This is a genomic window from Leptospiraceae bacterium, assembly GCA_024233835.1.
Lineage (GTDB): Bacteria > Spirochaetota > Leptospiria > Leptospirales > Leptospiraceae > JACKPC01.
Genome location: JACKPC010000006.1, coordinates 359,516 through 375,513, shown reverse-complemented (window position 1 = coordinate 375,513; position 15,998 = coordinate 359,516). Strand labels below are relative to the sequence as shown.

11 protein-coding genes are annotated in these 15,998 nt (G+C 39.6%); 6 read left to right on the top strand and 5 right to left on the bottom strand.

The annotated features are described in order from the left end of the window. The first annotated feature begins 10 nt into the window (after positions 1-10). Together H7A25_24065 and H7A25_24060 are read left to right on the top strand one after the other, a co-directional pair. Positions 11-3,679 carry a hypothetical protein gene (locus H7A25_24065; protein MCP5502999.1) on the top strand — a complete coding sequence of 1,223 codons (3,669 nt, stop codon included), beginning with the start codon at positions 11-13 and terminating at the stop codon, positions 3,677-3,679. A 161-nt stretch (positions 3,680-3,840) separates the two neighbouring features. After that, the gene (locus H7A25_24060; protein ID MCP5502998.1) at positions 3,841-6,057 is read left to right on the top strand and encodes an NADP-dependent isocitrate dehydrogenase; all 2,217 of its coding nucleotides are present in this window, start codon (positions 3,841-3,843) and stop codon (positions 6,055-6,057) included. Between the two features lie 74 nt (positions 6,058-6,131). On the opposite strand, the gene H7A25_24055 is transcribed toward H7A25_24060, so the two are convergent. The 4 genes from H7A25_24055 to H7A25_24040 are packed head-to-tail and all read right to left on the bottom strand — an operon-like array spanning position 6,132 to position 8,821. After that, positions 6,132-6,770, bottom strand: coding sequence for a DedA family protein (locus tag H7A25_24055; GenBank protein ID MCP5502997.1), 639 nt, complete (start codon positions 6,768-6,770; stop codon positions 6,132-6,134). Positions 6,771-6,826: 56 nt separating this feature from the next. Next, positions 6,827-7,591 (bottom strand): glucose 1-dehydrogenase, encoded by a 765-nt coding sequence (locus H7A25_24050; GenBank protein ID MCP5502996.1) that lies wholly within the window; start codon positions 7,589-7,591, stop codon positions 6,827-6,829. Between the two features lie 12 nt (positions 7,592-7,603). Further along, complete coding sequence (locus H7A25_24045; protein MCP5502995.1) at positions 7,604-8,377, bottom strand: glucose 1-dehydrogenase; 774 nt, start codon at positions 8,375-8,377, stop codon at positions 7,604-7,606. A 12-nt stretch (positions 8,378-8,389) separates the two neighbouring features. After that, positions 8,390-8,821, bottom strand: coding sequence for a thioesterase family protein (locus tag H7A25_24040; GenBank protein MCP5502994.1), 432 nt, complete (start codon positions 8,819-8,821; stop codon positions 8,390-8,392). A gap of 106 nt (positions 8,822-8,927) precedes the next feature. On the opposite strand from H7A25_24040, the gene H7A25_24035 reads away from it, so the two are divergent. Genes H7A25_24035 through H7A25_24020 form a run of 4 tightly spaced genes read left to right on the top strand, consistent with a single transcriptional unit; the run spans position 8,928 to position 13,878 of the window. Continuing rightward, positions 8,928-10,199 (top strand): beta-ketoacyl-[acyl-carrier-protein] synthase family protein, encoded by a 1,272-nt coding sequence (locus H7A25_24035; GenBank protein ID MCP5502993.1) that lies wholly within the window; start codon positions 8,928-8,930, stop codon positions 10,197-10,199. Between the two features lie 35 nt (positions 10,200-10,234). Beyond that, positions 10,235-12,094: a 3-oxoacid CoA-transferase gene (locus H7A25_24030; protein MCP5502992.1), complete on the top strand. Its 1,860-nt coding sequence runs from the start codon at positions 10,235-10,237 to the stop codon at positions 12,092-12,094. 13 nt (positions 12,095-12,107) lie between these two features. Continuing rightward, positions 12,108-13,088, top strand: coding sequence for a ketoacyl-ACP synthase III (locus H7A25_24025; protein MCP5502991.1), 981 nt, complete (start codon positions 12,108-12,110; stop codon positions 13,086-13,088). 25 nt (positions 13,089-13,113) lie between these two features. Further along, entirely contained in the window at positions 13,114-13,878 is a 765-nt protein-coding gene (locus tag H7A25_24020) for a hypothetical protein (protein MCP5502990.1), read from the top strand. A 48-nt stretch (positions 13,879-13,926) separates the two neighbouring features. Here the strand turns inward: H7A25_24020 and H7A25_24015 are convergent, their stop codons facing one another. Further along, positions 13,927-15,987: a sensor histidine kinase gene (locus H7A25_24015; protein ID MCP5502989.1), complete on the bottom strand. Its 2,061-nt coding sequence runs from the start codon at positions 15,985-15,987 to the stop codon at positions 13,927-13,929. Positions 15,988-15,998: the final 11 nt, after the last annotated feature.

The following is a 15,998-nucleotide window of genomic DNA, read 5'->3' as shown; positions in this document are numbered from 1 at the left end:
GGATATGTTGATGCAAAAGAGAATCCTGACTGCTTTATTTATTGCCCTATTTTTCTTCATTCACCTATCCTGTAGTAAGAAAGCGAAGAAAGATATGAATAGCTACTTCGATCCTTTGTTTTCTGATGGATTTGAATCTTCTCCGACTAGCCTGTTTAATCTTTTAGATCCTTATCCGGCTTTAAAAAGTGCCATGAAGCGTTTGGAGCCTAAGGATTTTAATCGAAGAATGAATGAGGCTTTAAAAAAAAATAAACGGGAAGAAATCATAGGGGCTTTAACAGGGCTGAAAAACATAACAGTCAATGAAAATTCGGGTCTCAGGGAGACTCTGCAAAAGTTGGCTTATATCCTGCGTAGAATCAGAACCAATAATCCGAGATCCTATAGTTCAATCACACAGTATTTGGAGAGACTTCGTCGCTCGGATAAACAGATTATCCAGAGTGTAGTGCCGATTACCCATGAAATTATAGATGAGCAGTATAGAACGAAAACCGGTACCTGCTATAAGATTACTGATGATTCTTTGAATCGTTATTCTCAAGCCGGCATTCCCAATAGCCTGATTACGAAGCTTAAAAAAGCAAAGCACCTGAATTGTAAGAAGAAAACAGATTTCTTGAGTCTTCTAAGTGAAGCCCTTGGTTCTTCAGATGCAACAAGCTACCAGACCCAATTATTAGCCAATACACAAAGCTATCAGGAATTGGAAGGTGTTTTAAGGGATCTCGCCGATGGACTGGAAGATGCCAATACCCGCAGTCTTCTTTTAAAGCTGGATAGTCTGTTTTATAAACTAAGCTATGCAAATCCTAATGCCAAACAGGGCTTCATTGAAATACTTCAGGGTCTTTCCGATCCTTCAACGGTATCTGATAAAGTCTTAAAGAACCAGTTAATCAAGATCATCGGTGTACTGGGAGACTTAACCAATAAGAAAGCGGGTTTTAGTAATACCAAAAGTGCTGAAACCATTGTCAAGGAGCTTATCTATAACCTGCAAAGTTTTGCTACAACAGAAGGTTCTGCTTATACAAGCAATGATGCATATAGACTTTCTGCACATTCGAGTCGACTCTCGTATGTCGTCGGAGATATGATGGTTCCGCTCAGGGCTTTATTTGCAAATGACCCCAAATACCCGATGAAAACAGATAAAACCGTTTTAAGCTATCTTCTGGATAATTTAAACTCCTATGAAACTTCTAACCCGGAACTGATAGATTCTACCCTTCAAAAACTGGTAGCCCTGGATTTTAAAGGTTATGATCGTTCTATAAGTGCCAGCTCTATCAGCATAACGGCTCTGGAGTCTCTTATTTTTGTACTGGCAACAGCTGAACTATTTGGCTATGAGTGGAATAATGATTCGACCTCACCTAAAGTAACCGGAATGAGCGGGGGAGCTATTACGGTGGGAGATAGTCTTGTCTCACTTCGTTCCCGTCTCGTGGCTTCGGGGGCAGGTGACACCCAGGTAGGAATGATTAAGTTTCTAAACGATAGTGCGGCAGCTGCGAAAAATGGAGATGTACAGATGGATGGAGTTAATCTGCCTGTAGATGCCAACACAAGGGCTCTCTGCCTTTTACAGGGAGAATCCAAAGGAGATGTGGGAAGTTGTTCCGACACAGTTTATACAAAAACTATTCCCTGGGCTCTCGGTCTTATTTCGCGTGTAATCTTTGAAGGCTACGGACCGTATTATAATAAAAATCGTACCGATGGTCCTCTTTCTCTTTCCGGTTCCAACTATAAATCTTCCTGGACTACATCTGATTTCAAAATCAAGGTAAAGGATGCTAGTTTTGCCGGACTCGGAGGAACGCAAAATCCTTCCGGTAATGGTTCGCATTATAGTATAACAGAAATTGTGAAAACAGATGCGGAAAGAGCGGTAAGTTCCGATGAAGAGGCTATATTTAAAAACTTCATGTGGCTGGTGCATGAAAAGCGTATGGTTCTCGTGATTCCGGTTAACGCTATTATGGGTACTGCTGTAAAAGATGCTGCTTATATTACGGTTGTTGCGAATGGTCTCAGCGGTCTTATGGATGCCAAGCCCTGTAATTCAGCGAATACATCCTGTGATAAATCCTCTGATAATGGCAAGTGGAGAAAGGCCGGAACGTTTATAAAACCTACAACTACGGTCGGAGCTGTAACTACAGCTGCGGCTACTTCGGGTGACTTGCAAACCTTTTCCGATACTCCCGGAGACTCAGTGCTTTTAGTAGAAGCCTGGGGAAAAGACTTAACCGGAACCGATCCTTACGGTTTTTCCGATGCTCTGTATCCGATTCTCTGGGATCTGGCCTTTACGGAGAATGCGAGTCCTACAACTTTTTACGGAGCGATTCCTCCGGCACTCGCGAAAAATTTTGCTATCTTTGAACGTCTCGGATTTCTGACAGAAAATACGGTGACACCTGCTAACACCTCTACCTATTGGGATAAGCGAAATAAACTTTTTCCTATGGTGGCAGCCCTTGCCAAAGCCTTTAAATCAAATACGGATAATACAATCGGTCAGGAGAAGAATGCCTATAAGGTTCTTACAGATTTGGCGAAAGTTCTGGTTCGTCCGTATATCTATGAAGGTCTGGATTGGACGGGAGATAGTTCGGGTAACGCAGCTCTTGTAGCCGGTAAAACGATCACTACACTCAGGATTGATACGGCTTCTAGTTCGGATGGTCTGCGTTCTCCTTTCATGCTGGAGCATAATTATTATCCCAATCCCAAATATCGCTCCCTGCTTTCTTTATTAGCAGAAGGACATGTAGTGAAGAATAGCACTCCTAATGGTCGGAGATACCAGGATGGTTTGATAAACTTAATCTCCCAGACAAATCTGGCTTCGGGAATTGCGAATCTATTCAATGAGTTCAATAAAGAAGCTCGGAAGACAGGAAAAGAAAAAATGATTTCGGGTTTAAGTAAAATATTTCTGGAGATGAAAACTACCTCCGAAAGTCCTCAAGCCAACCAGTTTAATTTGCAAACAGCTACGGAGGATCTGGAGATTCGACTCAGAGATTATACGAAGGAAAAAACTGCACCCGATTATACCGCCAATAAAACCTTTGATTACACCTGGAATGGAGTTGATGAGGGGATGGTGATGGTTCGAGACCTGTTTACAGTGGGTTCGAAATATTCGATTATTCGCAATATCGATAATTTACTGGATATTCTGATTGATTCACAGCCTACTCAGGCAGAAGCTGCGAACCTTGTAGAAATTCTTTCCGCAGTTTTTGCCGATGAGAATGGAAAACAGAGTTCGATTGTAACAGACCTGATTATAGTAGATTCTCCTAAAATGCTAAAACTCATGGCTCCTGCGGGACATGATACACTCGGATTGATGAATACGATGACAGAGACGGGTGGCTTTCTGGCTTATTTGCAGGATAATTTAGCTACACCTTATACAATAGCCGATATACTCAATGATGCTGAACAGTTTTTGAACTCAAGTATTGTGCAATCGAAAGAGAAAAATAAGAGTTCTCTTATATACTCTACCGGAAGGTTATTGGAAGATTTCATACCTGTCTTACAAGCGGGCAAAAAGTTTAGCCTGCCCGGAACATATTTTGAGGATAGCAGCAATTCCACGGAAAATGCGGATACAGCTTTCGATGCTTTAAATTATCTCTTTAGTAGATGATTTAAAACAGGAAGTTTTTCTCTCTTACAAGCGAGTCAGTGCTGGGCTCGCTTCCTGAAAAATGAGGGCTTACTTGCCTTCTTAGCCTTACTGGGACTTATTATAAATACACTTGAAAAAAAATACCTTTTTTTTAACTTAAACCTTAGTGAGGACAAAGCATGTCAAAAATTATCTACACCAAAATTGATGAAGCACCGGCACTGGCTACTTATTCCCTTTTACCCATTATACAGGCCTTTACAAAGGGTTCTGGCATCGAGGTAGAAACCAGGGATATCTCCCTTTCCGGAAGGATTATTGCAAATTTATCGGAGTATCTTACGAAAGAGCAGCAAATTCCGGATTATCTAACTGAGCTTGGAGAACTTACACAAAAAAAAGAAGCCAATATAATTAAACTTCCCAATATCAGTGCTTCCATTCCACAATTAAAAGCTGCAATTAAAGAACTGCAGGATAAAGGCTATAAACTTCCCGATTACCCGGAAGAGCCTAAAACAGAAGAAGAAAAGAAAATTCAGGCGAAATATACAAAAGTTTTAGGAAGTGCAGTAAACCCCGTTTTAAGAGAAGGTAATTCTGATAGACGTTCAGCTACTTCGGTTAAAAATTATGCAAAGAAAAATCCACATCGCATGGGAGCCTGGCCTTCCGATTCAAAGACTCATGTAGCTCATATGGAAGAAGGAGATTTTTACGGAAGCGAAACTTCTCATACACTTGATAAAGCCTGTACTGTAAAAATCGAATTTGTAAGTGATTCAGGAGAAGTGGCAGTACTAAAAGAAAAAACTCCCCTGTTACCGGGAGAAGTGATTGATTCTTCAGTAATGAATGTGGCTTCTTTGAGAAAGTTTTATACTGAACAAATTGAAGATGCCAGAAAGCAGAACGTATTACTTTCACTTCACCTGAAAGCAACTATGATGAAAGTTTCCGACCCTATAATGTTTGGCCACGCTGTTTCTGTTTATTATAAAGATGTGTTTGAAAAATATGCATCTGATTTTTCGAGTCTCGGGGTAAATCCGAACAACGGACTGGGTGATCTATATAACAAAATCAAGAAATTACCTGAAGAAAAACAGAAAGCGATAGAAGCAGATATTCAGGCCTGCTATAAGAAAGGGCCTTCTCTGGCAATGGTAGATTCGGATAAGGGAATTACCAACCTGCATGTACCTAACGATATTATTATTGATGCTTCTATGCCTGTTGTCCTGAGAGACTCCGGAACTATGTGGGGACCTGATGGAAAGCAACAGCCGACCAAAGCTATGATTCCCGATAGATGCTATGCCGGGGTTTACCAGGCTGTTATTGAAGATTGTAAAAAACACGGACAATTTAATCCGGCTACTATGGGAAGCGTTTCCAATGTGGGCTTAATGGCACAAAAAGCCGAAGAATATGGTTCTCACGATAAAACTTTCATGGCTTCCGGAAAAGGAAAGATTCGGGTAACTGACGAAAGTGGAAAAACCTTACTTGAGCAAAACGTGGAGAAAGGTGATATTTTCCGTATGTGCCAGGTAAAGGATGCTCCAATTCAGGATTGGGTAAAACTGACTGTAAATCGCGCAAGACTCAGTAATACACCGGCTGTATTCTGGTTAGATAAGAATCGTGCACATGATGCTGAATTAATCAAGAAGGTGAATACCTACCTGAAAGATCATGATACAAAGGGTCTGGAAATTCACATTCTCTCTCCTGTGGAAGCCACTAAATTATCACTGGAAAGGATTCGTAAAGGCTTGGATACCATCTCAGTGACCGGTAACGTGTTGAGAGATTATTTGACTGACCTTTTTCCTATCCTTGAACTTGGAACCAGTGCGAAAATGCTTTCGATTGTGCCTTTAATGAATGGAGGAGGCTTGTTTGAGACGGGTGCCGGTGGTTCTGCTCCCAAGCATGTGGATCAGTTTTTAAAAGAAGGTTATCTACGCTGGGATTCCCTCGGAGAATTTTTGGCCCTGGCGGTGTCTTTTGAACACATGGCCAATACCTTTAATCACGAAAAAGCCCGAATTTTCGCCGAAACTCTGGATAAAGCCAATGGCAAGTTTTTGGATGAGAATAAGTCTCCGGCGAGAAAGGTCGGCCAGATCGACAACCGGGGAAGTCATTTTTATCTGGCTCTATACTGGGCGGAAGCTCTTGCAGAGCAGGATAAAGACAAAGGCTTAAAAGAAAAATTTGCTAAGATAGCAAAAGAACTGAAAGACAAGGAAGCCCAGATTAACCAGGAATTAATTGCCGCCCAGGGAAGACCCCAGGATATTGGTGGTTATTATATGCCGGAATTTGAGAAAGCATCGAAAGCTATGCGTCCGAGTCAAACCTTAAATTCTATTATAGATAGTATTTAAGTAGGACACAGCTATCGGAGACTGAGTAGCGAAACGTATCGAAGTCCCGATAGCCGCGTAGTGAAGGGTGGCAACTATACTTCCCGCTTTTTCTTTTTATACCTATAAAATCCATATAAAGCAAAAAGAAATAAGAAAAAGCTAATAATGATTTTATTATAAATACTTAATACTTCCCGAATGTATTCCCAGTTTTTTCCCAGGTAGTAAGCCGAGCCTATAATTAATCCGCACCAGAGGATGACTCCCAGTGAAAAGACTGTAATAAAACTCCAGATGGGCATACGGCTAAGTCCCGCAACAATAGAAACAAAAAAACGGATTCCAGCTGAAAACCTGGAAAAAAGAACTACAATCAGAGAATACTTCTGGAACCAATTGATAGTTTGTTCAAGACCTTTTTCTGAATAGAATTTATCTTTAAAAGGAATATTATAGTTTTTTATGAGACTTATAACTTGCTTTCCAAAATAATACATAATAAGAGCCCCGAATAAGTTTCCGAGTATTGTTGAACTGAGAACATTCAAAAAACCTATAGAATCTTTTCTTGCCAGAAGAAATCCGGCGAAAGCATTTACCGTATCTCCCGGCCAGGGGGGGAAGAGGTTTTCGAAAAAATTAGATAAGAATAAGAAGAGCCAGATTAATCCCGGATGTAAACCTTCGATTTGTTTTAGAATTTCTTGTAGATGCTGCTCCATATATTTCATTTGAGTGGATAATATTCACAGGGTATAAGATACCCCGTGAAACTCTGTGGGTAAACCTATTTTGCGGTATAGGCTCCGTCAACAGGAAGAGCGACACCGGTGATAAAAGAAGCCCTATCACTCAAGAGAAATGCACTGGCATCCGCAACTTCTGAGGCAGAAGCTAATCTTTTTAGAGCATGTTTGTTGCCGAGTTCGGTTCTCGCTGCATTCGGATCAGGAGAAGCCTGGAATAAGCCTTCTAACATTTCGGTTTCGGTAAAAGCCGGACAGATAGCATTCACGCGAATTCCTTTATGAGCAAACTCTAAAGCTGCACTTTTCGTAAGTCCGATTACTCCGTGTTTGGAAGCTGCGTATGGGGCTACTCTCCAATCTGCGCCTACAAGTCCTGCAATAGAAGAAATATTCACAATAGAACCTTTACCTTTTTTTAGCATCTCAGGTATCTGGTATTTCATGCAAAGGAATATTCCTTTGAGATTTACATTCATTACCTTATCCCAAATTTCTTCCGGATATTCTGCGAGACGCTTACTAACACCACCCAGACCGGCATTGTTTACTGCCATATCCAGTCCACCGTAGTATTCGAGCGTTTTTTGAATCAGGTTTTGGACTTCTTCTGACTTTTTCACATCACAGGGAACGAAACGAACTTCTAAACCTTTTTCTCTGAGTTCGACTTCCAATCGAGTACCTTCTTCTTTCCCGCGGCTACAAAAAACTACCTTAGCTTTTTCTTTTGCAAGTTTTTCAAGGATAGCTTTTCCTATACCCGCTGAACCACCTGTTACAATTATAACTTTATCTTGAAACATATCGTCATCTCCTTACTGGGCTGAGAAGCCACCATCTACGGGAAGAGCTATGCCACTGACAAAGGAAGATTCATCACTGCAAAGCCAGGAAACAGCAGAAGCAATTTCGGATGTTTTTCCCAGTCTTCTCATAGGATAGAAATTTGGCATGTTTTCTCTGGCTTTCTGAGGGTCTTTAGTGGAATTCACTACTTCTTCGATCATACCTGTATCGTCAATGGTGCCGGGACAGAGTGTATTAATGCGAATTCCTTTGGCTCCATAGTCCCAGGCCGCACTTTTACTGAGACCTACAATGGCATGTTTAGTCGCCGAATAAGCGATGAGTCCTCTGTATCCTCCTAAAATTCCCGCAACAGAAGACATATTGACAATCGAACCCTTGCCCTGTTTTAGCATTTCTTCGATTTCATACTTCATACAGAGATAGGTTCCTTTGAGGTTCACATTTACCATTTTATCCCATTCTTCTTCCGGGTAGTCGAGAAGGGAGACTTGGGGACCTAAAATTCCGGCATTATTAACCGCTGCATCGAGTTTGCCATAGAGTTCTATTGTTTTGTCGACTAAGGCTTTGACCTCGTCTTTCCTGGAAATGTCACAGGGAATGTAGGTGGCGAAATTTCCTTCATTTTGTAACTCCTTTTCAAAGGTCCTGCCTTCTTCTACTCTTCGGCTACAAAAAACAACTTTAGCTCCGTACCGGCAAAGATCCCGAACAATAGCTTTTCCTATTCCGATGCTTCCACCGCTGACCAGTATGACTTTGTCTTTTAAACTTTCCAAATGTGTACCTGCTTATTCTTTAGGCTCAAATTTTTCTCGAAACTTTGCCGGAATAGAGAGGGTTTTCTTATTTTGATAGTCAAAGAAAACATCACATACTCGAACATGAGCCACATCTTCTTTACCTTCATTTCTGCTTATACGTATAAATATATCAAAAGCTGTGCTGGTAAAATTGGCTACAGCTACTTCAAAACGCAGAACGTCCGGATAACGGGCTTCTGATTTATAATCAATTGTAAAATTTGACATGATGATGGGAGTATCTTCTATATGGGTAAGAATATACCCGTTGTCGACCAGGAAACGGTGATAGGCTTCCATAACAAAAGAGGCCATGGCGTCAAAGGTAACATGTAAATCGAGATACATGTCATTTTTTCTGGTTGGGATTTCGGTTGAATAAATAAATTTATTCGGCATGTCAATATATACTCTTGACATAAACTTCTCCTCGTATTTAAATTAAAAAAAGTTAAGAATCTTTTTTCTTTTATTGAAAAAAGTAATTTCTTATCTTTTTTGAAGAATACAAAAACACAAGATCTTTATGAAAAAAAATAGCAGAGTCGTAATCACAGGAATGGGAATCATATTACCGGGGGTGGATACAGTTGAACACTTCTGGGAAAAGTTATACAATGGAGAATCACAGATTGATTATTTAACCAGATTTTCAACTGAAAACTTCCCTGTCAAAACAGCAGCGGAGATAAAAAGTTTTGAATATAAAAATTATATTCCTGGCTTAATTTCGGAACATGCAAAACATTATAACCGTGAAACCCTGGCGATTATGTCGGCTATGGAACTGGCCAGAAAGGATGCAGGTCTTCAAAAAGATAGTATAGAACCGCATCGGGTAGGTTTTGTTGACTCCTCTTCCCGTTCAGGTTTAGAATGGTGGTTCGAAGCCTATCAAAGATATGTTAAAAATCCTTCTGATTCGGATATTTTTAATCGTTACGCGGTATTAACTTCTATGAGTTCTAATCCTTCAACCCTGACCGCGATAAATAATAATATACAGGGTTTTGTAACTACAGTGAGTTCTGCCTGTGTGGGGGGGCATCATGCGATTGCTCTTTGCTATCAGGCTATACGGAAAAATAGGGCGGTAGTCATGTATGCAGGGGGGCATGAATTTCCACTGGTGAAACCCCTGATGGCCATGTATTCTGATCCAAAAAGTTCGGTTATGTCTAAAGAATCAGATAATCCGAAAAGGGCAATAAAACCTTATGATGAAAGAAGAGATGGTTTTATTCTCGGAGAGGGGGCCATGGTTCTATGTATGGAAAATTATGATCATGCAGTAAAGCGAGGAGCCAGAATTTATGCAGAGGTTCTTGGTACTTTAAGTTATAATGAAGCGAGTCATGCTATGCGTATGGATATATCGGGTCGCAAGGGGGCTGTAGGTTTAAATAAACTTTTAGAAATTACTAAAATAGCCAGAGATGACCTGGGGTATATTTGTGGCCATGGTACAGCTACCTATAATAACGATCTTGCCGAAAGCCGAACCTACAAGCTTTTATTTGAGTTTTTACCGGAAAAGGATAGACCCTTAATGGGATCTATAAAACCCATTTTCGGGCATACATTCGGGGCTGCCGGTATTATTAATGTGGGTGCGACTGCTCTTATGTTACAGAACAAATCTGTTTGTCCTACTATAAATCATGAAATTCGAGATAAGGAAGCCATTCATGATTGTGTTCCCGGAAAAGGAAGAAAGGTACACATTAAAAAGGCAGTTTCCATGGCTTATGCGATTGGAAGCCAGAGTTCTTTTGTTGCACTTTCGGAAGCTTCCTGAAAGTGCATTCAATACCTATAAATTAGGAGTTTTTTTTGTTCAGAAATTTGGAAATATATTCTTCCATTGATAGGATGGTTAAAAAGAATGTGGAGCCCGGCTCATATATTCATTTTTCTTCCTGTATGTCCCGACCGAATGCTTTGATTAATGCACTGGTAAGGGTTTTTTACGGTAAGGAAGGCAATTTCACTATTAGCTGTACAGGCTTACATTCCAATGCGAATGCCCTTGCTTTATCCGGTATTGTAAAAAAAGCGATTATTACTTTTGCGGGAGATAATTATCCGAGACCTGCACCTAATCGTTTGTACTCGAGACTTTTTGAAGGAAAACCCTTTGAGCTGGAACTATGGTCCATATTGTCCCTGGTAGAGCGTTTAATAGCCGGTGCCCTTCAGCTTCCCGGTATTATCACCAGTTCTATTTTGGATAGTCATCTTGCTACAGATAAAGTAGGAACATCTTTATTTTTATTTCCGAATCCCAATCAAAATGGGATTTCTGAAGATATTTCTTTTAAAAGAGATAGTTCGGATGAATTGAGTCAACTGGCTGTTTATGGTTCTTCTCTGGAAGTTTTAAGAAAGCATAGATCCATATATAAGAAAAAAAAGGAAGCTGATGAAGAGCAATACCTGGCTTTATTGTCTCCGCTTTCTCCTGATTATACTTTTGTTCACGGAACTATCGCCGATGATAGGGGAAATGTCCTTTTGACTCCACCCCTAGGAGAAGGAATTTGGGGAGCTTTAGCTGCTAAAAAAGGCATTCTTCTTACAGCTGAAAGGATAGTACCGTATGGAACGATTCCACCCGAATTTGTTACGATACCGGGTTCAAGAGTGATAGGTATGTGTGAAGTTCCGTATGGAGCTCATCCTCAATCCATGAGAATTTCCAATCAGATGAAAGTTCCGGGTCTTCAGGGAATGGAAACCTACTGTGATGATTATGATTTTATGGTAGAAGCCAGTGAAAAAAGTGGTTCTAAAGATCTGAACGAAAGAAAGGAATGGCTGGAAAAATATATTCTTTGTAAGGGTGGTCACGAAGAGTATTTGAAAGTTCTGGGAAAGGAAAGACTGGAGAACTTAAAATTAAGTAGCATAAAAGAAAAATATAAAACAGTACATATTCAAGTAAACATCAAGAATGAACCGGCTACCGACTCGGAGCAGATGATTATTCTTACAGCACGCTCGATTATAGAGCTGGTTATACGAAAGCAGTATAAAACGGTTCTGGCAGGAATTGGTGCAGCTCATATGGCTGCCTGGACAGCAGCAAAACTTCTAGAAGCCAGTGATTTTCCGATTACTACTTTAGCTGAGCTTGGATTTTATGGTTTTGTTCCCCAATCGGGAGATATTTTTCTCTTCAGTCAGTTGCACGGGAATAAAGCAGAACAACTTTCAGATGTAACCCAGATTTTGGGAACTCAAGTTTCTAAAGATTGTTTGGGAGTTTTAGGAACTGCTCAAATTGATCTGGATGGAAATTTGAATTCCACACGTCTTTCGGATGGCAGATTTTTAGTAGGTTCGGGTGGTGCCAATGATATTGCGAGTACTGCCGATTGTCTTGTAGTGGCTAAAGCGATGAAAGGAAGATTTGTGCAGAATGTGGACTTTATAACTTCACCCGGAAGAAGAGTTCAACAGATTGTCTGTCAATTCGGAAGGTTCAGAAGACGAATGGTGGGAAACAAGAAAAATATGTATTTTAGTGATTGGATATGTCCTCCTTCTGAGCCTACATTAACTGCGGAAGTTGCAATTTCTAAATATACAGATTGGAGCTTACCCAGTCATAAACCTTTTCGAGAAGAGCCAATTACAAAAGATGAATTAGAAGTTTTAAGAGAACTTGATCCTGAAAAATTATACCGCTAAAAAAGGAGATGTAATGAGTAAAAAGAATGAACTTAAAAGTAATGGAATCCAGTTTCGAGGCTTCGGGCATTATTATCCTCAGAAAATATTGTCTAATGAAGAGATTCGGACTCGCCTGAAATATCCCGAGATGCACCCGGCTGAAGAAGCAGTTATCGGGAAAGAAATCGGAGTGGAACGTCGTTTTCGTGCAAGTGAAGAAGAAACTGCGCAATATATGGCGGCAGAAGCTGTTAAAATGGCATTACAGGATGCTAAAATATCTCCGGAAGAGATTGATTTATTTATTTTGGCCAACTGGACTGATAGATATTACTTACCCGATCTGGCTCCTCAGGCATCCAAGTTGGTAGGAACTAAAAATGCACTTTCTTTTGATGTGAGTACAGCCTGTACGGGTTTTGTACATGGGGTTCAGACAGCAAAAATGTATATGTTGGCTGATCCGAAATTCAAGAAAGTCGCCGTGGTAGGTTCAGAAAGGTTTTCCGTTCGTGTAAGAGAAGGCGGATATGGTGAATTTACTGCCGGTGATGCCGCCGGAGCTGTGATTCTGGAGAAGACTGACGATACTTCGAGAGGTTTGATCGATTCTTTCCTTTTCGATGATGCGGATAGAAAACATATTATTACCTGTCCGGCTCCAAATGGTTTAACCAAGAGTTATCCGGATCTAATTCCCAATGCTATTGATTGCACGATTCAAGCTGTGGATATGATGATGGAAAAATATGGATTGAAACCGGAGGATATCGATTGGATGGCAGCACACCCGGGAACTCATCTTGTTGTGAAAGGTGTTTCAGAAAAGGTGTGTATTCCAAAGGATAAGCAGTTAGTTAATTTTCATTATGTGGGTAATACTTCCGCCGCATCGATTCCGATAATTCTCTCGGAAGAAAACCAGAAAGGCAGGTTCCAAAAAGGTGATCTGGTCTTAACTCCGGCAGTAGGTGCAGGTTGGTACTGGGGTGCATTGTTATTTAAAATCTAATATAAGGAATTCAATAGGAACAACTATGAAACGTAAAACATTTTTTATTCTGACAGCTTTATCTCTGCTGATTTCTCTAGTTTCTTGCATCAAGGAAACAGAAACAAGCGATGAAGTTACAGTAGCCCTTACTTTACTGAATGCGAATACCAGCAATCAGCTTACCACCTATAAAGCATCCCAGGCTGTGGAAATAGAAGGTAAGGTAACGGTTGTAGACGATAATGGAACTGTTATTCCATTGTTTGCTAATGTTGAGGAAAACATCAAGGGTAGCCTCTGGTCAGCTGATTACTCAGGAGTAGCTTTTCCGCTCGGTGCAGCTAAAACAGGAAGTTATTTTCATCAGATCTTAGAGTTTGATAACACAAAGAACGTTATGATTACCCGGAGAGGGACGGTTTGCTACGGTAGCTATGTGGGAAGTGTAAGCACAGCTACTGACCCCCGTTGTACAGGAACCGGAGGGGCCGGTGTAAGCTTAAGTTCTGTAACTATCAAAGCAGCTGCAGATGATGCTACTATAGTTCAGAGTTCTGTAGATATTGGTTATTTTGTATCGAGTTGGACCGAATTGAATGATAAGAGTATTACATACCTTTGTCTGGTCGGACCTTTTAAAACTTACAAAGAAGCCAGAACACATGTGACGAGTAACAACTTTACGGTAGTAACAGATTCGAAAACAGCCTGTAAGGACAGGATTGGTAGATCTGCTGTTCCAACAACAATAGACGCAGACACCAACCGTTTTGGTTATGCTCCATTTCCTTTGAAAATTACAAAATAGATTTCAGAGTATAAACGAAGGCGGGATACATTTTCTCGCCTTCTAATTTTATGCGGGAATTTTAATTATAAATTTTGTACCCTGTCCCGGCTTACTTTTTATCCGGATTTCACCTCCGTTTAATTCTATAAATTCCTTACAGAGATGAAGCCCTAAACCGGTTCCGCTTTCCCTTTGTGTGCCAAATTGACTCTGGATGAGTTTATTCTGAGTAAAGTTAGCAATAAGTTCTTCTGACATTCCAAGGCCTGTATCTTTCACTGATAATTGAATAGAACCTTCTACTTTTACTGCTTGAATCGATACAGTTCCACCCGGTTCTGTAAATTTAATTGCATTACTCAATAGGTTTCGCAATACAAGCCTTATATGTTCCGGATCAGCCAGTGCTTCCAAATCGCTTGGAATTTCTTGCTGAATTTGTATACCCTTTGTATTGGCAATATCCTGAAGTAATAAGCGGCAGGATTCGCTTACGCCAAGTATATTAAACGTTTGTTTTTCCACTTTAATTCCCTTTAGCTGACCGGCAGCCCATTGTAAAAGATTATCTAGGGTCATTTGTAAATTACGAATACTGTTTTTTAGTTTATCTATATATTCTAACGTTTTATCCGGAGGAATGTTTTTTAAACTGAAAATTTCAAGAAAACTATTCAGAGCAGCAATTGGAGAACGTAGATCATGGCTAATAATAGCAAAAATCTTGTCTTTGGCCCTGTTTACTTCCTGGAGTTCTTTACCGCGTAGATCTAAATCTTTATTTTTTTGTTCTAATTCTTCATTTAGAAGGAGTAGAACTTCGGTTCGTTCCTGAACTTTTTGTTCCAGTATTTCTTTTTGTTTTTCAATAAGGACTAAATGTTTCTTGTGAATTTCTTCGCTTTCTTTTTTAATATGGTTATATCTGTCACCCAGAGCCAGGCCAAAGAAAGCCATCTCTGCAGTAAAACCGAGATAGATTATATAATCGGCATATAGTAAAAATGGAAGTAATTCATGAATAATCAAAAAAAATATTCCAATAGATAAGAATAAGCTTCCCCAGGCGATTGTATAGAATCGAGCCGGCTTATAACCTTTATAGTAAACATATAAACCGCATAAGAATAAACTAAAATGAAACAGGGTTACAGTAGGCAGATAGGCTTTTACAAGAAAAATAAAATCTATGAATTTTAAATAATTAAGGATAGGAAAGAAAAACGCCAGGATAAACACCATAAAAATAATCCATTTCTTCAAAAATGTCGAATAATGGACTAATCGTAAATAATGGATTCCGAATAAACCAATAAATATAGCAATCAGGTTACTCCAAATAAATATATTCTCCCAGAACCAGGGATGAGAAAAGAATGGATAGTTTTGGAAGAAAGTCACTGTAAAGAATGAGCAGGCTAAAAAAGAAATATAGTAAAAATAAAGAATATCTCGCATAGAGAATAAAAGAAAAACATTATATAAGAAAGTAGCCAGAATACAACCACAAAAAATAGCGGTTACCCAATCTTCTCGAAAACGGGTATCTTCTATAATGGAATTTTTTGTTCCAATGAGAAAAGGGAAGGTCAGGGGAAATTTACCAACGATTCGAATATAATAGGTTTTCGGGCCTGTCGTTTTTCCCTGCATCAGGGATAAAACATATCGTTTGGATAGACTCGGTGGAGGGACATCTGTTTTAAGATTTCCACCGGAAAACGTTTTATGATACTTTCCGAAAGCATCCGGTTTGTAAAAATCTAAAAACCAGATACTGATCCTTCCCAGTTTGAGATAGAGAGCTTCTTCTGTTTTATTCTCAATGCTTATTTTAAACCAGATGCCGTTATTAGAAGGTTGAAAAATAAAAGTATCTTTTAATTGTTTTTTAAACTGAGATTGTGTCGAAGGTTGGAGTATATCATTTATCGTAAGTTCTTTGTTGTTTTCCTGTAAATAGTAGACATGTTTACCGATTAGTTGTATTTCATTATCCACTTTATCTATCGTGAGAATATCCTCCTGTGAAAATAAGAAGTTTAGGAGAAAAACGAAATAGAGTAGAAATATTATTAAGGAAGAAGGTAGTCTAAAATAAAATCGAAGTAAGCCTTTATTCTCCATGACAGAGCAAG